Raw genomic sequence first — 21,077 nt, 5'->3', positions numbered from 1 at the left:
TGCTCGAGGGCCCCCGGACCCCCGAGCGCCGACCGGGCTGACTCATCCTATCCAGCTGGAGCACTAACTACATGACGAACACCACGACCGATCAGGCAACCAAGCAGATCGCCGTCAACGACATCGGCACTGCAGAGGACTTCCTCGCCGCGGTCGAAGAGACGATGAAGTACTTCAACGACGGCGACCTCATCACGGGCACCGTCGTTCGCATCGACCGCGACGAGGTGCTCCTCGACGTCGGTTACAAGACCGAGGGCGTCGTGCCCTCGCGCGAACTCTCGATCAAGCACGACGTCGACCCCAGCGAGGTGGTCGAGCTCGGCGACGAGGTCGAGGCGCTGGTCATCCAGAAGGAGGACAAGGAAGGCCGCCTCCTCCTGTCGAAGAAGCGCGCCCAGTACGAGCGCGCCTGGGGCGATGTCGAGAAGATCAAGGAAGAGGACGGCGTCGTCACCGGTACCGTCATCGAGGTCGTCAAGGGCGGCCTGATCGTCGACATCGGGCTCCGTGGCTTCCTCCCCGCCTCGCTCATCGAGCTGCGCCGGGTGCGCGACCTCAGCCCCTACCTGGGCCAGGAGATCGAGGCGAAGATCCTCGAGCTCGACAAGAACCGCAACAACGTGGTGCTCTCGCGCCGCGCGCTGCTCGAGCAGACCCAGTCGGAGACCCGCGCGAACTTCCTCGCGGACCTCCAGAAGGGCCAGATCCGCAAGGGCGTCGTCTCCTCCATCGTCAACTTCGGCGCGTTCGTCGACCTGGGCGGCGTGGACGGCCTCGTGCACGTCTCGGAGCTCAGCTGGAAGCACATCGACCACGCCTCGGAGGTCGTCGAGGTCGGCCAGGAGGTCACCGTCGAGGTGCTCGAGGTGGATCTCGACCGCGAGCGGGTCTCGCTCTCGCTCAAGGCGACGCAGGAAGACCCGTGGCAGGTGCTCGCCCGCACCCACGCGATCGGCCAGATCGTGCTGGGCAAGGTCACCAAGCTCGTCCCCTTCGGCGCGTTCGTCCGCGTGGTGGACGGCATCGAGGGCCTCGTGCACATCTCGGAGCTGTCGCACCAGCACATCGAGACCGCCGACCAGGTCGTCTCGGTCGGCCAGGAGCTCTTCGTCAAGATCATCGACATCGACCTGGAGCGCCGCCGCATCTCGCTGTCGCTCAAGCAGGCGAACGAGGGCGTCGACCCCGAGGGCACCGAGTTCGACCCGGCCACCTACGGCATGCTCGCCGAGTACGACGAGCAGGGCAACTACAAGTACCCCGAGGGCTTCAACCCCGAGACCAACGAGTGGATCGAGGGCTTCGAGACCCAGCGCGAGGCCTGGGAGCAGGAGTACGCGCAGGCCCAGACCCGCTGGGAGGCGCACAAGGAGCAGGTCCGCTCGGTGCTCGAGGCCGAGGCCACGGCCGGCGAGCCCGCCGCGCCCGCGACCGGTTCCTCGAGCTTCTCGAGCGAGTCGCGCGACGGCGGCGGCACCCTCGCCGACGACGAGTCGCTCGCGGCGCTTCGCGAGAAGCTCGCAGGCCACTAGCAGGCCGCGCGGCCGGTACGGTCCATCCGCAGGATGCCCCGGGAATCGTTCCCGGGGCATCCGGCGTTTCCGAGGGCGCATCGCGGGCGGCGTTCCCCACGCACGTGGAGGATCGAGGAAGTAGGCTGCAGGAACAGGCACATGCGTCCCGCATCGGAGCGAGGCCATCCCGAAACGGAGGTACCGAAGTGATCACCATCGCACTGACCGGAGGTATTGCCTCGGGAAAGACCACCATCTCCTCGCGGCTCCGCGAACTCGGCGCGGTGGTCATCGACGCCGACGAGATCGCCCGGCTCATCGTGGAGCCGGACCAGCCGGCGCTCCAGCAGATCCGCAAGCGCTTCGGCGAGGAGGTCATCGACGCGGACGGCAGGCTGAACCGCCAGGCGCTCGCCGACATCGTGTTCAACGACGAGGAGGCGCGCCTCGACCTCAACGACATCACGCACCCGGAGATCCGCCGCAGGACCAGAGCCATCATCGAGGAGGTGGGCGCGGCCGACCCGGACACGATCTTCGTGCACGACATCCCGCTGCTCGCCGAGAACCGATCGAATTACGACTACGACTTCATCTGGGTGGCCGACTCGCCGGCCGAGGTGCGGCTCGAGCGCCTCATGGAGGATCGCGGCATGAGCGCGGATGAGGCCAGGGCGCGCATCGAGGCGCAGGTGAGCGATGAGGAGCGGCGCAAGATCGCCGATATCGTCATCGACACCACGAGGCCGATCCCCGAGACGCTCGACGAGGTGGACCTGCTGTTCGCCCGGCTCAGGGGGGACGGCGAGCAGGAGCGCGACGAGGTGAGCTACGACACCGCGCCGGTGACGGTTCCCGTAGAGGAGCGCAGCGAGGACGGCTGAGGCCGCGGCCTTCTGCTCAGCGGACCGCGGGGAGATCGACCCAGGAGGTGCCGGCGTCCGCGGCGGCGGCCTCCCCCTGGGTCATCGAGGCGATGCGCCGTCGAGCGGCGCCGATGGACTCGGGGTCGTCCTCGACCGCGAGCCGGATCCGGGCGTGCTCGGCGAGATAGTCGGTGCCGAGCACCTCGAGGCCGCTCGCCCGGAGATCGTTCTCCCAACGGCCTGCGGCCGAGTGCGGCGCGGGCAGCTCGAGCAGGCGCATCCGCTGCCGGGTCGCGAAGCGCGCCCGGAGCAGCGTCTGCGAGACGGCATCGGAATAGGCGCGGACGAGTCCGCCGGCGCCGAGCAGCACGCCCCCGAAGTAGCGGACCACGACGGCGATCGCGTCCGAGAGGTCGGCCTCCTGCTCGCCGGGCCGGGTGAACTGCGCCAGGGCCTCGAGCATGGGCACGCCCGCCGTGCCGGAGGGCTCGCCGTCGTCGTTCGACCGCCGGGTCATGCGATCCGGCCCCAGGACGAACGCGGTGCAGTGGTGGCGGGCAAGGCGGTGATCGGCGCGGACCAGCTCGACGAAGGCGCGCGCGTCCTCCGAACTCTCGACGCGGGAGAGATGGCAGATGAAGCGGGATCGCCTGATCTCGATCTCGTGCTCGAGGTCCTCGACCAGCACGCCGTACCGGATCGCGCGGCTCAGATCGGGATCGCCCATGCCGAAGAGTCTAGGCCTCGCCGATCGGGCATAAACCGCACGGCCCGGGCGTTGCATCGAGGAGAGAGACAAGGGCCCCGCTCCGTCAGACTTCGCCCAGCGGGCGGGACCATAGTAGAGATCAGGCAAACGAAGGGAATCCATCATGAGCGTCACCCACAAGGTTGATTTTCGATCGGGACAGCACACCGCCGACTACACCGTCCCCGGCATGGAGGTCTCGACCGCTCGCGGACTCGCGAAGTCGCTGCAGTACCGGCTCAACGACCTCAACGAGCTGCACCTGACCCTGAAGCACGCGCACTGGAACGTGCAGGGTCCGAACTTCATCGCCGTGCACGAGATGCTCGACCCCCAGATCGAGTCCGTGCGCGCATTCGCGGATGAGGTCGCCGAGCGGATCGTGACCCTGGGCGTCGCCGCAAGCGGCGTGCCGGGAGCCATCGTCGAGCAGCGGCACCACGCCGACTACGATCTCGGGTTCGCCTCGACCACGGATCACCTCGAGGCGCTCGTCGCCGTCTACGACCGGGTCATCAAGGGCTTCCGCGAGACGATCGACGAGGCAGGCGAGGTCGACAAGATCTCGGAGGACATCCTGATCGGCCAGTCCGCGGAGTTCGAGAAGTTCCAGTGGTTCATGCGCGCGCACCTCGAGCGCTAGGCGCATCGCGACGCCGCCGTCGCGGCGCCGCGTAGCATGGGGCGGGGGCACCGTACGGTGTCCCCGCCCCATCCTCGTCTCCCGGCCGATCCCCGAAAGCGCGAGCCCCATGCCCCACAGCACCCCGGTCCGGATGGCCCGTTCGACGGCGCTGCTCTGCCTCGGCGCGGTCCTGGCGGGCTGCGCCGGCCCCGAGCAGCAGGCCCCTCCCGCCTACCAGCCCGTCGGAGCGGACGGCGCCTGGCTCGACCCCGGCTACGCGACGGGGGTCGAGGAGGAGTGGCAGGCCGCGAGCGAGTACGAGCGCGTGTGCGGCATCGCCGGGGACGTCGCGCTGATCGGCTCGCACGCCGGCGCGGACGAGGGCGCCGTGATCGGGCTCGACCTGCTCACCGGCGAGCAGCGCTGGGAGCTGCCCGGACTGCACTGCGCCCCGGGCTCGGTCGAGGGCGGGCTCGCACTCGTCACGAGCCCCGCATACCGCACGGGCGAGGACCGCGTGATCCGGGTCGATCCCGCTACGGGGGAGACCGCCGACCTGTACCCCGAGGGCGGCGACGCGCTCGTGGAGGGCGCCCCGCTCGGCTCGATCGGCGAGACGGACTTCGTGCGGATCGAGCTGGTCTCGGGGAACCACAGGATCCTCGCGCTGCGCGATCGCGAGGCGGAGTGGGACGCGCCGATCTCGGCGACCGACGAGTGCGCGCTCATCGGCACGGTGATCGGCTGCGAGGGCGCCGACCGATTCGTCGTGCTCGACACGCAGTCCTCGGGGGAGTCGAGCGCGCTCGGCGCCCTGGGCGGCCGCGTCGAGGGGATCGTCTGGGCCGCCGACGGCTACGCCCTCGACTACCGCGAAGAGGATGCGCCGCCGCGGGCCTTCGACTTCTCGGGCGTCGATCTCGGCCCTCTGGAGCACATGCACGCCCCGCAGCCCGCCGGCGGCGTGCACTTCCCGCTCGCCGATCTCGAGCAGCGGGGACCGCTCGCCGTCGATGTCGAGGGCGCCGTGGCGGCGCATCGGGACGAGGACGGCGCGACCGTGCTCCGCGACGGGCCGGCCCCGGGACGGGCCGACGGCGTCTGGGCGGTCTCCGCGGACGGCGGCGCGTTCGTGATCCTCCACGCCGAGGAGGGCGGCGAGCCGCGGCTCGTCGACGCCGCCGGCAACCGCACCGCGCACCTGGACGTGAGCTCCGCATCCCACCTCGCGGTGATGGACGGCTACCTGGTCGTCTCGGGCCAGCGCGAGGACGGCGAGGCGCTGCCGGACCGGATCCTGATTCCGAGCCGCGGCTGAGCCTGCGACCCGCTGCGGCGGCCTAGGCTGGAGCAATGGAACCTACGCGCATCGTGCGACCGTTCGAGGTCGTCAGTGAGTATCAGCCGGCGGGCGACCAGCCGCAAGCGATCGCGGAGCTCGCGAAGCGCATCAACGCGGGGGAGACCGACGTGGTGCTCCTCGGCGCGACGGGCACCGGCAAATCCGCCACCACGGCGTGGCTCATCGAGCAGGTGCAGCGGCCCACGCTCGTGATGGCGCACAACAAGACGCTGGCGGCCCAGCTCGCGAACGAGTTCCGCCAGCTGCTGCCGAACAATGCCGTCGAGTACTTCGTCTCGTACTACGACTACTACCAGCCCGAGGCCTACGTGCCGCAGACGGACACCTTCATCGAGAAGGACTCCTCCGTGAACGACGAGGTCGAGCGGCTGCGCTACTCGACCACGAACTCCCTGCTCTCGCGCCGCGACGCCGTGGTCGTCTCGACGGTGTCCTGCATCTACGGCCTGGGCAAGCCCGAGGAGTACTACGACTCGATGGTGGCCCTGCACGTGGGCGACCTCATCTCGCGCGAGGACCTCATCCGCCGCTTCGTCGCGATGCAGTACTCGCGCAACGACGTGGCCTTCGAGCGCGGCACGTTCCGGGTGCGCGGCGACACGATCGAGATCATCCCGGTCTACGAGGAGCTCGCGGTGCGCATCGAGTTCTTCGGCGACGAGGTCGACGCCATCTCGATGCTCAACCCGCTCACCGGGGACGTGGTGCGCGAGTCGGAGTCCGTGAGCGTGTTCCCGGCCTCGCACTACGTCGCGAGTCAGGACGTCATGCACCGGGCCATGGCGGACATCCGAGAGGAGCTCCGGTGGCGCCTCGACCAGCTGCGATCGGAGAACAAGCTGCTCGAGGCGCAGCGGCTGGAGATGCGCACCACCTTCGACCTCGAGATGATGGAGCAGCTCGGCTTCTGCTCCGGCATCGAGAACTACTCGATGCACATCGACGGCCGGAAGCCGGGGGACCCGCCGCACTGCCTGCTCGACTACTTCCCGGACGACTTCCTCCTCGTCATCGACGAGTCGCACGTGACGGTGCCGCAGATCGGCGCCATGTACGAGGGCGATGCGTCCCGCAAGCGGACGCTCGTCGACCACGGGTTCCGGCTGCCCTCGGCGCTCGACAACCGGCCGCTGACCTGGAACGAGTTCCGCGACCGCATCGGTCAGACGGTCTACCTCTCGGCCACGCCCGGCAAGTACGAGCTCGCGCAGGCCGACGGCGTGGTCGAGCAGATCATCCGCCCCACCGGCCTCGTGGACCCGGAGATCGTGGTCAAGCCCACCAAGGGGCAGATCGACGACCTCCTCGAGGAGGTGCGCACCCGCGTCGAGAAGCAGGAGCGGGTCCTCGTCACCACGCTCACGAAGCGCATGGCCGAGGACCTCACGGAGTTCCTCGGCGAGCACGGCGTGCGCGTGCGCTATCTCCACTCGGATGTCGACACGCTCAAGCGCGTGGAGCTGCTCAGCGAGCTGCGCGCCGGGGTCTACGACGTCCTCGTCGGCATCAACCTGCTGCGGGAGGGGCTCGACCTCCCGGAGGTCTCGCTCGTGGCCATCCTCGACGCCGACAAGGAGGGGTTCCTGCGCTCCTCGACCTCGCTCATCCAGACCATCGGGCGCGCCGCGCGCAACGTCTCCGGCCAGGTGCACATGTACGCCGACAAGATCACCGCCGCGATGCGCTTCGCGATCGACGAGACCGAGCGCCGCCGGGAGAAGCAGATCGCGTACAACACCGAGCACGGGATCGACCCGCAGCCGCTGCGCAAGAAGATCAACGACATCACCGAGGTGCTCATGCGCGAGGGCCAGGACACCCGGGAGCTGCTCGGGGACCGGCCCGAGGAGGGCAGGCGCAAAGCCGCGCCCTACCTCCGCAAGGAAGGCATCGCGGGCGAGGGCGCGGCCGCCATCGAGGCGCTCATCGCCGATCTCGACGAGCAGATGCTCGCGGCCGCGGCGGAGCTGAAGTTCGAGCTCGCCGCGCGGCTGCGGGACGAGCTCGCCGATCTGAAGAAGGACCTGCGAGCCATGCACTCGGCCGGCCACGTGGGCGGCGGGTAGCGGATGCGGGCGCCGCCGCGTTCGATGGTCTGTTCGCTCCCCGAGAGCGGCGTGCCCGAAGTCGTGGGGGAGGAGTACCCTTGATCGGGTGAGCTTGCAATCCTCGAACGCCCTGTCCGCTTCGAACACCCAGTCGAACCTCCCCGCCGGTCAGGCGACCATGCGGGTGAAGCACGCGCGCGTGCACAACCTCAAGAACGTCGACCTCGAGATCCCGCGAGACAGGCTCGTGGTGTTCACGGGGCTCTCCGGATCCGGGAAGTCCTCCCTCGCGTTCGACACGATCTTCGCGGAGGGGCAGCGCCGCTACGTCGAGTCGCTCTCGGCCTACGCGAGGCAGTTCCTCGGCCAGGTCGACCGGCCCGACGTGGACTTCATCGAAGGGCTCAGCCCGGCCGTGTCGATCGATCAGAAGTCGACGAACCGCAACCCGCGCTCGACGGTGGGCACCATCACCGAGATCTACGACTACATGCGTCTGCTGTGGGCGCGCATCGGCATCCCCCACTGCCCGGTCTGCGGCGAGCGCATCGAGTCGTCCACGGTGCAGCAGATCGCCGACGAGCTGATGACGCTGCCGGAGGGCACGCGCTTCCAGCTCCTCGCCCCCGTCGTGCAGCAGAAGAAGGGCGAGTTCGTCGACCTGTTCTCCTCGCTGTCGCAGCAGGGCTTCGCCCGCGCGCTCGTCGACGGCGAGCGCATCCAGCTCAGCAGCCCGCCGAAGCTCAAGAAGTCCTATAAGCACGACATCGCGGTGATCGTCGACCGCCTCGTGGCGAACGAGGATCTGCTCGGGCGCCTCACCGACTCGGTGGAGACCGCGCTGGGGCTCGCGAACGGCCGACTCGTGGTCCAGTTCGTCGACCGCGAGGGCGACGAGGAGTTCCGGACGTTCTCCGAGCAGCTCTCGTGCCCGAACCAGCATCCGCTCGAGCTCAACGAGATCGAGCCGCGCACGTTCTCGTTCAACGCGCCCTTCGGCGCCTGCCCCACCTGCGACGGCCTCGGCATCCGGATGGCGGTCGACGAGGACCTGATGATCGGCGACCCCGAGGCCTCGATCAACGGCGGCGTGATCCTGCCGTGGTCCACGCAGGGCAAGTCGCTCTACCAGTACTACGAGCGGCTGCTCGTCGCGCTCTCCGAGGAGCTCGGGTTCTCGCTCGACACCCCGTGGCGGAAGCTGCCGAAGGCGGTGCAGGAGGCGCTGCTGCACGGCAAGGACCACCAGGTCCGGGTGCGGTACCGCAACCGGTTCGGCCGCCAGGTGACCTACTCCTCGGGGTTCGAGGGCGTGGTGCCCTACATCGAGCGGCAGTACGCCGAGGCCGAGAGCGACGCCAAGCGCGAGCGCTGGGAGCAGTACCTCCGCGACGTGCCGTGCAAGACCTGCGGCGGCACCCGCCTCCGCCCCGAGGTGCTCGCCGTCACGGTGAACGAGCGCTCGATCGCGGACGTCACCTTCCTCTCCCTCGAGGAGAGCAAGGCGTTCTTCGACGCGATCGAGCTCACGCCGCGCGAGGCGGAGGTCGCCGCGCAGGTGCTCCGCGAGCTGCGGGCCAGACTCTCCTTCCTCACGCAGGTCGGCCTCAACTACCTCACCCTCGCGCGCTCGGCCGGCAGCCTCTCGGGCGGCGAGGCGCAGCGCATCCGGCTGGCGACGCAGATCGGCGCCGGTCTGACCGGGGTGCTCTACGTGCTCGACGAGCCCTCGATCGGCCTGCACCAGCGCGATAACCGGCGCCTCATCAAGACGCTCGAGGAGCTGCGCGATCTCGGCAACACGCTCATCGTCGTCGAGCACGACGAGGACACCATCCGCACCGCGGACTGGCTCGTCGACATCGGCCCCGGCGCGGGCGAGCACGGCGGCGAGGTGGTCCACTCCGGCGATTACGAGGGGCTGCTGGCCAACACGGCCTCGATCACCGGCGACTACCTGGCCGGGCGCCGCCGGATCGAGACGCCGGCGAAGCGGCGCAAGCTCGACAGGAAGCGCAAGCTCACGGTGGTCGGCGCGCGCGAGAACAACCTCAAGAACGTGACCGTCGACTTCCCGCTCGGCGTCATGACGGCGGTCACCGGCATCTCGGGCTCGGGCAAGTCCTCCCTCGTCAACGACGTGCTCGAGCGCACGCTCGCGAACAGGCTGAACGGCGCGCGCGGCGTCTCCGGCAAGCACACGCGCATCACGGGGGTCGAGCACCTCGACAAGGTCGTGCACGTGGACCAGGCGCCGATCGGCCGTACGCCGAGGTCGAACCCCGCGACCTACACGGGCGTGTTCGACCGCATCCGCACGCTCTTCGCCGAAACCCCCGAGGCGAAGGTGCGCGGCTACCAGGCCGGCCGGTTCTCCTTCAACGTGAAGGGCGGCCGCTGCGAGGAGTGCCGCGGCGACGGGACCATCAAGATCGAGATGAACTTCCTGCCCGACGTCTACGTCAAGTGCGAGGTCTGCGACGGCAAGCGCTACAACCGCGAGACCCTGCAGGTGCACTACAAGGGCAAGACCATCGCGGACGTGCTCGAGATGCCGATCGCGGAGGCCTCGGAGTTCTTCGAGCCGATCACGGCCATCCACCGCTACCTGGCGACGCTCGTGGACGTGGGCCTCGGCTACGTCCGCCTCGGGCAGTCCGCGACCACGCTGTCGGGCGGCGAGGCGCAGCGGGTGAAGCTCGCCACGGAACTGCAGAAGCGCTCCAACGGCCGCACGATCTACGTGCTCGACGAGCCCACCACCGGGCTGCACTTCGAGGATGTGCGCAAGCTGCTGCTCGTGTTGGACGGACTGGTCGAGAAGGGGAACTCGGTGATCGTGATCGAGCACAACCTCGACGTCATCAAATGCGCCGACTGGGTCATCGACATGGGGCCGGAGGGCGGCTCGGGCGGCGGCACCGTGGTCGCCACCGGCACGCCCGAGCAGGTCGCGAAGGTGCCCGAGAGCGCGACCGGCGAGTTCCTCCGCGAGATCCTCGCGGGCGAGGGGAGCGGAGGCGCATCGGTCCGGGCCGCAGACCTCGCGGCGGCGAGGTAGCGGTGGGCACCTACCTCGACTGGCGCCCGAAGCGCGGGGACATCCCGGCCGCTCCGGGCGTCTACCGCTGGCTCGACTCCGGCGGGCGCATCCTCTACGTCGGCAAGGCGAAGAATCTGCGGATGCGGCTGAGCAACTACTTCGCGCCGCTCGAGACCCTGCACGAGCGCACGCGCCGCATGGTGACGAGCGCGGTGGACGTCGCCTGGACGGTGGTGAACACCGAGCGCGAGGCGCTGCAGCTCGAGTACGCGCTGATCCAGGAGTACTCGCCGCCCTACAACGTCCGGCTCAAGGACGACAAGTCCTATCCGTACATGGTCGTCACGCTCGGGGACGAGGCGCCGCGGGTCATGGTCTCGCGCAATACGAGGATCCGCGGCGCCAAGTACTTCGGCCCCTTCCCGAAGGTGTGGGCCGTGAACGAGGCGGTCTCGCTGATGATGCAGATCTTCCCGATCCGCACGTGCAACGACTCGAACTATCGGCGCGCGATGGACTCGGGCAAGCCCTGCTTCGCGAGCCAGATCGGCAAGTGCGCCGGCCCCTGCTCCCAGCGGGTGAGCATCGAGGAGCACCGTCGCATCGTCGAGGACTTCGTCCACTTCATGGACACCTACGACCGATCGATCGCCGACGGCTGGCAGGAGGAGATGGCGCGCGCCTCGGCCGAGCTCCGCTTCGAGGACGCGGCGCGGATGCGCGACCGCATCCAGGCGCTCGAGACGCTGCTGGAGAAGTCGGCCGTGGTGCTCCCGAACTCCGCCGACACGGACCTCTTCGGCCTCTACGAGGACGAGCTCTCGGCCGCGGTCCAGGTCTTCATGGTCCGCGGCGGCCGCGTGCGCGGGGTCCGCGGCTGGGTGCTCGACAAGGAGCTCGACGTCGCCTCGACCACGCTCGTGCAGCAGGCGCTGCAGGAGGTCTACGGCGAGCAGCGGCACGAGCCGCCGCCCGAGGTGATCGTGCCGCGGCTGCCCGAGGACGCGGAGGCGCTCGGCGAGGTGCTGGGCGAGATCCGGGGCGGTCGCGTGCGCGTCCGCACGGCGCAGCGCGGCCCCAAGGCGGAGCTGCTGCGGACCGCCGGGGTGAACGCGATGGAGTCGCTGCGCCAGTACAAGCTGCGGCGGACGGCCGACTACGTGGCGCGCTCCGACGCGCTCAACGACCTCCGCGACGCGCTCGGCCTCGAGGAGGCGCCGCTGCGCATCGAGTGCTACGACGTCTCGCACCTGCAGGGCAGCGGCATCGTCGCGTCGATGGTGGTCTTCGAGGACGGCCTGCCGAAGAAGCGCGACTACCGCCGCTTCAACATCGCCGAGTCGAGGGACGACACGGACTCGATCTACCAGACGCTCATGCGCCGCCTCGCGCGGCTGGACGAGGACGAGGAGCCGGAGGAGGGCGAGGAGCGCAAGCGGCGCTTCGCCTACCGCCCCCAGCTGCTGCTCATCGACGGCGGCGAGCCGCAGGTGGCGGCCGCGGCCAGGGCGCTGCGGGACTCGGGCGCGACGGAGATCGCCGTCGCGGGCATCGCGAAGCGGCTCGAGGAGCTGTGGCTGCCGGACGACCCGTTCCCGGTGATCCTGCCGCGCACCTCCGAGGCGCTCTTCCTCGTGCAGCGGCTCCGCGACGAGGCGCACCGGTTCGCGATCAGCGCGCAGCGCAGATCCCGCCGGCGCGACATCCAGACGCAGCTCGCCGAGATCCCGGGGGTGGGCCCGGCGCGCATCAAGACGCTCCTGCGCGAGTTCGGATCGGTCAAGCGGCTGCGGGCGGCGTCGCCGGAGGAGCTGCTCGAGGTGCCGGGCATCGGGGCGGAGACGGCCGAGGCGATCGTGCGCGCCATCGGCACGAAGAGTGGCTAGGCTAGGAATCCGTTCGTGAGGATCAGGAGTGAGCATGCACGTGTCGAATGAGGGGCCCGGTCCGTTGGAGGAGGGCGAGCGCCAGCAGCTCGTCATCGTGACCGGCATGTCGGGCGCCGGCAGGTCGACCGCGTGCAAGGCGTTCGAGGACCTCGACTGGTTCGTCGTCGACAACCTGCCGCCGCAGATGATCCGCCCGCTCATCGAGGTCGCCGGCAAGGCGCGCGATTCGCTGCCCAAGCTCGCGGTGGCCATCGACATCCGCGGCGGCCGCCTCCTCGAGCAGTTCGACGGCTTCCTCGACGAGCTCCGGAAGACCTACGACGTGCAGGTCCTGTTCCTCGACGCGACCGACGAATCCCTCATCCGGCGCTACGAGCAGTCGCGCCGCCCGCACCCGCTGCAGCAGGACGGCACGATCACCGAGGCCATCGCCCACGAGCGGGACCGGGTCCGCGAGATCCGCAGCCTCGCCGACGTCGTGTTCGACACCTCCGAGCTCAACGTTCACCAGCTGAGCCAGCGCGTGACCGAGCGGTTCGGCGAGCCGGACCACCAGCGGCTGCAGCTCACGGTCATGAGCTTCGGCTTCAAGTACGGGACCCCCACCGACGCCGACATCGTCCTCGACATGCGCTTCCTGCCCAATCCCTTCTGGAACCCCGAGCTGCGCCCCTTCAACGGACGCGACAAGCGCGTGAGCGACTACGTCCTGGCGCAGCCCGGCGCGGAGGAGTTCGTCGAGCACTTCCTCGGCATGCTCGAGCCCGTGGTGGAGGGGTACCTGCGCGAGAACAAGCGCCACGCCCTCATCGCGATCGGGTGCACGGGCGGCAAGCACCGCTCGGTCGCCATGACCGAGCAGATCGCCAATCAGCTCCGCGGCCGGGAGGACATCGCGGTCTCGGTGCGCCACCGCGACCTCGGTCGCGAGTAGCATCGTCTTCTCCGCCCGCGATCGCCGCGACGGGCGGCACGTGCAGTTCAACGGTTCGACGGGCCCGTCCAAGGCCCCGGTTATGGAGGAAAATTGTCGCTCACCGCGCAGGTCAAGCAAGAGATCGTAGGGGTCAGTCCGGGGTCGAACCAGGCCCGGGCCGCTCAGGTTTCGAGCATCCTGCGCTTCGCAGGCGCGCTGCAGATGATCTCGCACCGCTACATCATCGAGGCGGAGCTCGACAGCGAGCAGCTGGCGCTGCGGCTCGGGCGCGAGATCGGCGCCCTCTACGGGATCCGCGCGCGGCTGGGCAGGGCCTCGGCCGCGAAGCCGGGCCAGATGAGCTACTTCGTGCGCGTGCTCGAGCAGGGCGACACCCTCGCCCGGCAGACCGGGCTGATGGACAGCCGCGGCCGGATCGTGCGCGGCATCCCGAACAAGCTGGCGCTCGGCCGCGCCGACATCCTCGCCGCGATCTGGCGGGGGGCCTTCATGGCGAGCGGAACGCTCTCCGACCCGGGTCGGTCCGCCTCGCTCGAGGTGGCCTGCCCCAACCGCGAGACGGCGATGGCGCTCGTGGGCGCCGGCGGCCGGCTCGGGATCGAGGCGAAGGCGCGCGAGGTGCGCGGCGTGAACCGCGTCATCGTCCGCGATGTCGACGCCATCAACGCGATGCTCGCCGCGATCGGCGCGAAGCAGGTGCTGGCGGAGTGGGAGCAGCAGCGGCAGCGGAAGGAGACCCGCGCCACAGCCAACCGGCTCGTCAACTTCGACGACGCGAACCTGCGCCGTTCCGCGCAGGCCGCGGTGACCGCCTGCGCACGCGTCGAGCGGGCCTTCGAGATCCTCGGGGACGACGTGCCCGAGCACCTGCGCTACGCGGGGGAGCTCCGGCTCAAGTACCGCGAGGCCTCGCTGGACGAGCTCGGTCAGCGCGCGGACCCGCCGATGACCAAGGACGCGGTCGCGGGTCGGGTGCGAAGGCTCCTCTCGCTCGCCGATCGGCAGGCGGGCGAGCAGGGCATCCCCGGCACCGCGGAGGGCGTGGCGGAGCATGAGGAGCTCGACTAGCGGACCCGGCCGCGGACGCCTCCGCGCGGGGCGCGCACTCGGCGAAATCTGAGCGAGCCCGTGATCTGCGCCGAGTACGGTGGACGCAGAGGAAACTCTTGCGATTGAGCCGTCCCGGTTCTGTTCGCAATCGCACTTCATAAAAGGAGTCACCCTTGACGAAGATCGCCATCAACGGCTTCGGCCGCATCGGACGCAGCTACGCCCGCGCGCTGCTGGACGGCAGCCATCCGAACCTCGAACTGGTCGCCATCAACGATCTGACGGACAACCAGACCCTCGCGCACCTCCTGAAGTACGACTCGACCTCCGGCGTCCTGCCCAACCGGGTCACCTACGACGACGAGAACATCTACGTGGACGAGCACCAGGTCCACGCGCTCTCGGAGCCGGACCCCGCCAAGCTGCCGTGGGCGGACCTCGGCGTCGAGATCGTGCTCGAGTGCACCGGCCGCTTCAACGACCCGGCGAAGGCCGAGGCGCACCGCACGGCCGGCGCCAAGAAGGTGCTGCTCTCCGCGCCGGCCAAGGGCCCCGCGCCCACCTTCGTCTACGGCGTGAACCACACCGACTACAACCCCGAGACCGACCACGTCGTCTCGAACGCCTCGTGCACCACCAACTGCCTCGCGCCGATCGCCAAGGTCTTCAACGACCGCTTCGGCATCGTCTCCGGCCTCATGACCACCGTGCACGCCTACACCGCGGACCAGCGCCTGCAGGACTCGCCCCACAAGGACCTGCGCCGCGCGCGCGCCGCCGCGCTGAGCATCGTGCCCACGAGCACCGGGGCGGCCAAGGCCGTCTCGCTCGTGCTGCCCGAGCTCGCGGGCCGCCTCGACGGCTTCGCGCTGCGCGTGCCCGTCGAGACCGGCTCGATCACCGACCTCACCGTGCAGACCGAGCGCGAGCTCACGGTGGACGAGGTCAACACGGTCTTCCGCGAGGCCGCCGAGGGCGAGTTCAAGGGCATCCTCAAGTACAACGAGGACCCGATCGTCTCGCGCGACATCATCGGCGAGAACCATTCCTCGATCTTCGACGCGCCGCTCACCCGGGTCCAGGGGCAGCTGGTGAAGATCTCGTCCTGGTACGACAACGAGTGGGGCTACACGGAGCGGCTCATGGACCTCACCTCGTACATCGCCGATCGCATCTGAGCCCGCGGTTCCCGCCACGGCCCATACCAGGAGGAGCACACCATGCCACTGCGCACCCTCGACTCGCTCGGCGATCTCGCCGGCAAGCGCGTCATCGTCCGCTGCGATCTCAACATGCCGCTCAGCGACGGCGAGATCACCGATGACGGCCGCGCCCGCGCCTCGCTGCCGACGCTCCGCGCGCTGCTCGATCAGGGCGCCAAGGTCGTCGTGATCTCGCATCTCGGCAGGCCCAAGGGCGAGCCGAACCCGGAGTTCTCGCTGGCGCCCGCGGCCGAGCGTCTCGGGCAGCTGCTCGAGAAGGACGTCGTCCTCGCCGCGGACACCGTGGGCGAGAGCGCCCGCGAGGCGGTGGCGTCGCTCGAGGACGGCGAGCTGGTCGTCCTCGAGAACCTCCGCTTCAACCCGGGGGAGACGAGCAAGGACGACGCCGAACGGCGCGCCTTCGCCGAGCGGCTCGCCCAGTTCGGCGACGCCTTCGTCTCGGACGGCTTCGGCGTCGTGCACCGCAAGCAGGCCTCGGTCTACGAGCTGGCGCAGCTGCTGCCCTCCGCGGCGGGGGCGCTCGTCGCCACCGAGGTCGAGAAGCTGGGGCGCGTCGTCGACAACCCGGAGCAGCCGTTCACCGTGGTGCTCGGCGGCTCCAAGGTCTCCGACAAGCTCGGCGTCATCAGCAACCTGCTGCCGCGCGTCGACCGGCTCGTGGTCGGCGGCGGGATGCTCTTCACGTTCCTGGCGGCGCAGGGCCACGCGGTGGCGAGCTCGCTGCTGGAATCGGAGCAGATCGAGGCGGTCCGGGGATACCTCGCCGAGGCCGAGGAGCGCGGCGTCGAGCTGCTGCTGCCGGCCGACGTCGTGGTGGCGGACCGGTTCGCCGCGGATGCGGCCCACGAGGTCGTGCCGGCGGATGCCATCGAGTCCTCCTCCTTCGGGGCGGAGGGCATCGGCCTCGACATCGGGCCCGAGGCCGAACGCGCGTACGCGGAGGCGATCCGCACGTCGAGGACGGTGTTCTGGAACGGGCCGATGGGCGTGTTCGAGTTCCCCGCCTTCGCCTCCGGCACCGCGGCGATCGCCCAGGCGCTCACCGCGGTGGACGGGCTCTCGGTCGTGGGCGGCGGGGACTCGGCCGCGGCGATCCGCACGCTCGGCTTCGCCGACGACGAATTCGGACACGTGTCAACCGGCGGCGGGGCCAGCCTCGAACTCATCGAGGGGAAGCGCCTGCCCGGACTGGAGGTACTCGGATGGTAACCACTCGCACGCCGCTCATGGCGGGCAACTGGAAGATGAATTTCAATCATCTCCAGGCGATCGCCTTCGTGCAGAAGCTCGCCTGGACGCTCAAGGACGCGGGCCACGACTACGAAGAGGTCGAGGCCGCGGTCTTCCCGCCGTTCACCGACATCCGCAGCGTGCAGACCATCGTCGACGCCGACAAGCTCAAGCTCGGCTACGGCGCGCAGGATCTCTCGCAGCACGACTCGGGCGCCTACACCGGCGACGTCTCCGGCGAGTTCCTCGCGCAGCTGGGCGCCAAGTACGTGCTCGTCGGGCACTCCGAGCGCCGCACGCTGCACGACGAGACCGACGAGGTCTGCCGCGCCAAGGTGAACGCCGCGGTGCGGCACGGGCTCGTGCCGGTGCTGTGCGTCGGCGAGAGCCTCGAGCAGCGGGAATCGCTCGAGGACCCCGCGAGCGTATCGGTCGAGCAGCTCAAGGCGGGTCTGGCCGATGTGCAGGCCGGCGCCGAGGTGGTCATCGCCTACGAGCCGGTCTGGGCCATCGGGACCGGCGAGGTCGCGACGAGCGAGCAGGCGCAGGAGGTCTGCGCCTCGATCCGGCGCGCGGTCTCGGAGCTGCTCGGCGAGGAGGCGGCCGCGAACGTCCGCATCCTCTACGGCGGCTCGGTGAAGCCCGGCAACGTCGCGAGCATCATGCGCGAACCGGACATCGACGGCGCGCTCGTCGGCGGCGCGAGCCTGAGCGTGGAGGATTTCTCCTCCATCATCCGCTACCGCTCGCACGTCGGCGTGTAGGGAACGACCCGATCGCCTATACTCGGGGCGGGGCCGGACTCCGGCCCCGCCGTCCTCCGCTCAACCCCGACCCGTCGAAAGGTCCCCGTGGACATCCTCCTCGTCATCCTGCAGGTGGTGCTCGCCATCTCGAGCCTCCTGCTCATCCTGTTCATCCTGCTGCACCGCGGTAAGGGCGGCGGGCTGAGCGACATGTTCGGCGGCGGCGTCACGTCGAACGCCTCGTCGTCCGGCGTGGCCGAGAAGAACCTCAACCGGATGACGACCTGGACGCTGGTCATCTGGGGTCTCGCGATCGTCTTCATGGGCATCCTCATGAAGTTCCAGACGCCCGGCATCTAGCGGGGCGTGCACGACGCGAACGGGAGCGGCCCGGACGATCGCCATCGTCCGGGCCGCTCCGTGTTCGCCCTGAGCAGTGGTTCGCGCTGGGCAGTGGTTCGCGCTGGGCAGTGTTCCGCGCGGCTCGGGGGCTCAGCCCGAGGCCGTGCCCAGCGCGGCGGCGTCGGCGAAGATCGCGACCTCCTCGGCCGCGCGGATCGCGCCGACGGGGGACTCCTCGCGCGTGGCGGTGCCGCTGCGGGCCAAGGCGAGGGCCTCGCGCTTGTTCTCGCCGGTCGCGTAGAGCCAGCAGCGGCGGCTCGCGGCGAGCACCGGCAGGGTCAGGCTCACCCGCTCGGCGGGCGGCTTGGGGGAGTCGCGGACGGCGATCACGAGCTCCTCCTCGGCCCGCACGCCGGGCAGGCCGGGGAAGAGGGAGGCGGTGTGCCCGTCCGGCCCCATCCCCAGCAGCACGAGGTCGAGCTGCGGTACGCGGCCGGAGTGCTGGGCGCCCACGTACGTCCGCAGCTGCTCCGCATAGCGCTCGGCGACCTCGTCCAGGGAGATGCCGGAGTCGCTCGCCTCCGTGATGTGGAGGTGCTCGGGGCGGAAGCCGGCGGCCTCGCGTCCGGCCGCGACGACGAGCGTCGCGTTGCGATCGATGCTGCCGCGCGGGGAGAAGCGCTCGTCCGCGAACCAGATGTGCACGTTCGACCAGTCGATGCCGCGCTCGTTGGCCGCGGCGATGACGCGGGGGAGCGCGCGCTCGGCGAGCGAGCCGCCCGATACCGCCAGGTGGACGGTGCCGGCGGCGGCGATGCGCTCCTGCACGTAGTCGGCGACCTCCTCGGCGAACCGGCGGTCGAGCTCCTCGGCCGAGGGGGCCTCGACCAGCCGGGCGTTCGTGAATTCCATGACGTCCCTCCGCTCAGCCCGCCGCGTGCAGTTCCGCGAGCGAGTCGAGGTCGAGGGCCGGAACGCCCTCGAGCAGGGCGGTCGCGTAGACGGGGTCGTGCGCGAGCGAGCGCAGCTCCTCGGCGAGCACCTCGTAGCGGTCGCGCAGCATCAGCGGCACGATCTGATCCGGCTGTCCGGTCTGCCGGAGTCGCGCGTTCTCGAAGGCGATGCGCTCGAGCTCGACGATGCCGGACTCGCGGACGAGGCGAACGGTACGCAGGTTGCCGGGGCGCGCGTCCGAGTGGAGCGAGAGCTCCACGGGCACGTCCAGGTAGTGCCGCAGCCAGGCGGCCATGAGCAGCGCTCCGGTGGAGACGCGGCTCGAGACGACCTCGGCCTTGAGCACGGCCTCGTACGGAGGCTGGTCCAGGACCGCCGCGAGCTGGGCGCGCCAGCGGGTGAGCCTGGTCCACGCGAGGTTGGTATCGCCGTCGTGGTAGCCCGCGATGAGCCGCTTCACGGACTGCAGGCCGTCGGGATCCTCGTGCGTGTCCACGATGCGCAGCTGGGCGATCCGGCCGATCGGGGATGCGAAGGGCGAGGAGCACTCGTTGCCGGGCCACCAGGCGACCACCGGGGCGTCCGGCAGCAGCAGGGCCTGCACGAGGGTCTCGGGGTCGTTCGCCGCCTGGCCGCGGGCGTGGAGGATGACGACCTCGCTCGCCCCCGCATCGGAGCCGATGCGGATCTCCGCGTCGATGCGGGCCTCGCCGGACTCGGGGTAGGCGTGCAGCACGATGACGCGCATCGGGTGCTCGCCCGAGGCGGTGTTCGCCGCCCGGATGGCCTCCTCGTTCAGGTTCTCGCCGGAGACGAGCACCAGGGTGAGCACGCGGCCGAGGGCCACCGCCCCGCCCTCCTCGCGGAGCCGGACGAGCTCGCGGGCGACCTCGGATGTGGTCGTGTTGTGCAGTTTGGTGATCACGGGCGCCTCCAGGTACGGCCGTCGCGGCGGAGCAGTTCGTGGGCGGATTCGGGCCCCCAGGAGCCCGGCTTGTAGGGCTCGGGCGCCCCGGTGGAGGCCCAGTACTCCTCGACGGGATCGAGGATGCGCCAGGAGAGCTCCACCTCCTCATGGCGGGGGAACAGGGGCGGGTCGCCGAGCAGCACGTCGAGGATGAGCCGCTCGTAGGCCTCCGGGCTCGACTCGGTGAAGGCGTGGCCGTAGCCCATGTCCATCGTGACGTCGCGGACGCGCATGCCCACGCCGGGCACCTTCGCGCCGAAGCGCATGGTGACCCCCTCGTCCGGCTGGACGCGGATGACGAGCGCGTTCGGGCCCAGCGAGGCGCGCTCGGCGGGGGCGAAGAGATAGCGCGGCGCGTCCTTGAACGTGATCGCGATCTCGGTGACCCGCCTGCCCAGGCGCTTGCCGGCGCGGAGGTAGAAGGGCACGCCCATCCACCGGCGGTTGTCGATCTCGAGGCGGAGCGCGGCGTAGGTCTCGGTGGTGGACTCGGGGTTCATACCCTCCTCCTCGAGGAATCCGCGAACCTCCTCGCCGCCCTGCCATCCGCTCGAGTACTGGCCGCGGGCCGTGGTGGCGGCGAGGTCGTCGCCGAGGCGGACCGCGGCGAGCACCTTCTCCTTCTCCGCGCGGAGGTCGCGGGCTCCGAAGGTGAGGGGCTCCTCCATCGCGGTCAGCGCGAGCAGCTGCAGGAGGTGGTTCTGGATGACGTCGCGCGCAGCGCCCACGCCGTCGTAGTAGCCGGCCCGGCCCGACACGCCGATGTCCTCGGCCATCGTGATCTGCACGTGGTCGACCCAGTTGGCGTTCCACAGCGGCTCGTACATCGTGTTGGCGAAGCGGAGGGCGAGGATGTTCTGCACCGTCTCCTTGCCCAGGTAGTGGTCGATGCGGAAGATCGAATCGCTCGGGAAGACCGACTCGACGATGTCGTTGAGCTCGCGCGCGGACTCGAGGTCGTGGCCGAACGGCTTCTCGATGATGACGCGCCGCCAGGACCGCTCGGATTCGTTGGCGAGCCCCGACCGGCGCAGCTGATCCGTGACGATGGGGAAGTCGCGCGGCGGGATCGAGAGGTAGAACGCGTGGTTGCCCCGGGTGCCCTGGTCCTGCTCGAGCGCGGAGAGGGTGTCGCGGAGCTGGTCGAACGCCTCGTCGTCGTCGAACTGTCCGGAGACGAAGCGGATGCCCGCGCTGAGCTGGCGCCAGACGTCCTCGCTCCATTCGGTGCGGGCATGCTTCTTCGCGTTCTCGCGCACGAACGCGCGGAACTCCTCGTGCGACCACTCGCGGCGGCCGAAGCCGACGAGGCCGAAGGAGGGGGAGAGCAGCCCGCGATTGGCGAGGTCGTAGACCGCGGGGAGGAGCTTCTTCCGGCTGAGGTCGCCCGTCACGCCGAAGAAGACGAGGCTCGATGGCCCCGCGATCGGCTCGAGCCGACGTTCGCCCGCCGGGCGCAGCGGGTTCGAACCGGGGGCAATGTTGACTGGAGTCAAAGGTTTCCCTTCACAGTCCGCGGGGTGGGAGCG

The 21,077-nt window shown here is 70.0% G+C and carries 17 protein-coding genes; 13 read left to right on the top strand and 4 right to left on the bottom strand.

The features are described 5' to 3' along the window. The first annotated feature begins 71 nt into the window (after positions 1-71). Entirely contained in the window at positions 72-1,535 is a 1,464-nt protein-coding gene (gene rpsA, locus FM112_RS02995) for a 30S ribosomal protein S1 (protein ID WP_087003239.1), read from the top strand. Positions 1,536-1,723: 188 nt separating this feature from the next. Continuing rightward, positions 1,724-2,401, top strand: coding sequence for a dephospho-CoA kinase (gene coaE, locus FM112_RS02990; RefSeq protein WP_087003236.1), 678 nt, complete (start codon positions 1,724-1,726; stop codon positions 2,399-2,401). Positions 2,402-2,417: 16 nt separating this feature from the next. On the opposite strand, the gene FM112_RS02985 is transcribed toward coaE, so the two are convergent. Next, the gene (locus FM112_RS02985) at positions 2,418-3,110 is read right to left on the bottom strand and encodes a YigZ family protein (protein ID WP_087003233.1); all 693 of its coding nucleotides are present in this window, start codon (positions 3,108-3,110) and stop codon (positions 2,418-2,420) included. A gap of 145 nt (positions 3,111-3,255) precedes the next feature. Here FM112_RS02985 and dps point away from each other — a divergent pair, with 145 nt between their 5' ends. The 11 genes from dps (at position 3,256) to secG (ending at position 17,645) form a co-directional block, all read left to right on the top strand. Next, entirely contained in the window at positions 3,256-3,774 is a 519-nt protein-coding gene (gene dps, locus FM112_RS02980) for a DNA starvation/stationary phase protection protein Dps (protein WP_087003229.1), read from the top strand. A gap of 109 nt (positions 3,775-3,883) precedes the next feature. After that, the gene (locus FM112_RS02975; RefSeq protein ID WP_140400550.1) at positions 3,884-5,074 is read left to right on the top strand and encodes a hypothetical protein; all 1,191 of its coding nucleotides are present in this window, start codon (positions 3,884-3,886) and stop codon (positions 5,072-5,074) included. A 35-nt stretch (positions 5,075-5,109) separates the two neighbouring features. Further along, positions 5,110-7,185, top strand: coding sequence for an excinuclease ABC subunit UvrB (gene uvrB, locus FM112_RS02970; RefSeq protein ID WP_087003223.1), 2,076 nt, complete (start codon positions 5,110-5,112; stop codon positions 7,183-7,185). A gap of 160 nt (positions 7,186-7,345) precedes the next feature. After that, a complete protein-coding gene (gene uvrA, locus FM112_RS02965) occupies positions 7,346-10,228 on the top strand; it encodes an excinuclease ABC subunit UvrA (RefSeq protein ID WP_087003220.1) in 2,883 nt (960 codons plus the stop codon). Positions 10,229-10,230: 2 nt separating this feature from the next. Then, positions 10,231-12,096 carry an excinuclease ABC subunit UvrC gene (gene uvrC / locus FM112_RS02960; protein ID WP_087003217.1) on the top strand — a complete coding sequence of 622 codons (1,866 nt, stop codon included), beginning with the start codon at positions 10,231-10,233 and terminating at the stop codon, positions 12,094-12,096. A gap of 34 nt (positions 12,097-12,130) precedes the next feature. Next, positions 12,131-13,033: an RNase adapter RapZ gene (rapZ, locus tag FM112_RS02955; RefSeq protein WP_087003213.1), complete on the top strand. Its 903-nt coding sequence runs from the start codon at positions 12,131-12,133 to the stop codon at positions 13,031-13,033. A 93-nt stretch (positions 13,034-13,126) separates the two neighbouring features. After that, positions 13,127-14,104, top strand: a complete 978-nt coding sequence (gene whiA / locus FM112_RS02950; protein ID WP_087003210.1) for a DNA-binding protein WhiA — start codon at positions 13,127-13,129, stop codon at positions 14,102-14,104. A gap of 155 nt (positions 14,105-14,259) precedes the next feature. Next, positions 14,260-15,264: a type I glyceraldehyde-3-phosphate dehydrogenase gene (gap, locus tag FM112_RS02945; protein ID WP_087003207.1), complete on the top strand. Its 1,005-nt coding sequence runs from the start codon at positions 14,260-14,262 to the stop codon at positions 15,262-15,264. A gap of 42 nt (positions 15,265-15,306) precedes the next feature. Continuing rightward, complete coding sequence (gene pgk / locus FM112_RS02940) at positions 15,307-16,518, top strand: phosphoglycerate kinase (protein ID WP_087003204.1); 1,212 nt, start codon at positions 15,307-15,309, stop codon at positions 16,516-16,518. Beyond that, a complete protein-coding gene (gene tpiA / locus FM112_RS02935; RefSeq protein WP_087003201.1) occupies positions 16,512-17,303 on the top strand; it encodes a triose-phosphate isomerase in 792 nt (263 codons plus the stop codon). The genes pgk and tpiA overlap by 7 nt, the downstream gene beginning before the upstream one ends. Before the next feature lie 87 nt (positions 17,304-17,390). Continuing rightward, positions 17,391-17,645, top strand: coding sequence for a preprotein translocase subunit SecG (gene secG, locus FM112_RS02930; RefSeq protein ID WP_087003198.1), 255 nt, complete (start codon positions 17,391-17,393; stop codon positions 17,643-17,645). A 132-nt stretch (positions 17,646-17,777) separates the two neighbouring features. On the opposite strand, the gene pgl is transcribed toward secG, so the two are convergent. Genes pgl through zwf form a run of 3 tightly spaced genes read right to left on the bottom strand, consistent with a single transcriptional unit; the run spans position 17,778 to position 21,044 of the window. Continuing rightward, the gene (gene pgl / locus FM112_RS02925; RefSeq protein WP_087003195.1) at positions 17,778-18,539 is read right to left on the bottom strand and encodes a 6-phosphogluconolactonase; all 762 of its coding nucleotides are present in this window, start codon (positions 18,537-18,539) and stop codon (positions 17,778-17,780) included. Positions 18,540-18,552: 13 nt separating this feature from the next. Further along, the gene (locus FM112_RS02920; RefSeq protein WP_087003193.1) at positions 18,553-19,506 is read right to left on the bottom strand and encodes a glucose-6-phosphate dehydrogenase assembly protein OpcA; all 954 of its coding nucleotides are present in this window, start codon (positions 19,504-19,506) and stop codon (positions 18,553-18,555) included. Beyond that, positions 19,503-21,044, bottom strand: a complete 1,542-nt coding sequence (gene zwf / locus FM112_RS02915) for a glucose-6-phosphate dehydrogenase (protein WP_087003190.1) — start codon at positions 21,042-21,044, stop codon at positions 19,503-19,505. The genes FM112_RS02920 and zwf overlap by 4 nt, the downstream gene beginning before the upstream one ends. Positions 21,045-21,077 lie beyond the last annotated feature (33 nt).

Origin of the sequence: Gulosibacter sp. 10 (assembly GCF_900163695.1) — a bacterium.
Lineage (GTDB): Bacteria > Actinomycetota > Actinomycetes > Actinomycetales > Microbacteriaceae > Gulosibacter.
This window is presented reverse-complemented; position numbering and strand designations above follow the sequence as displayed.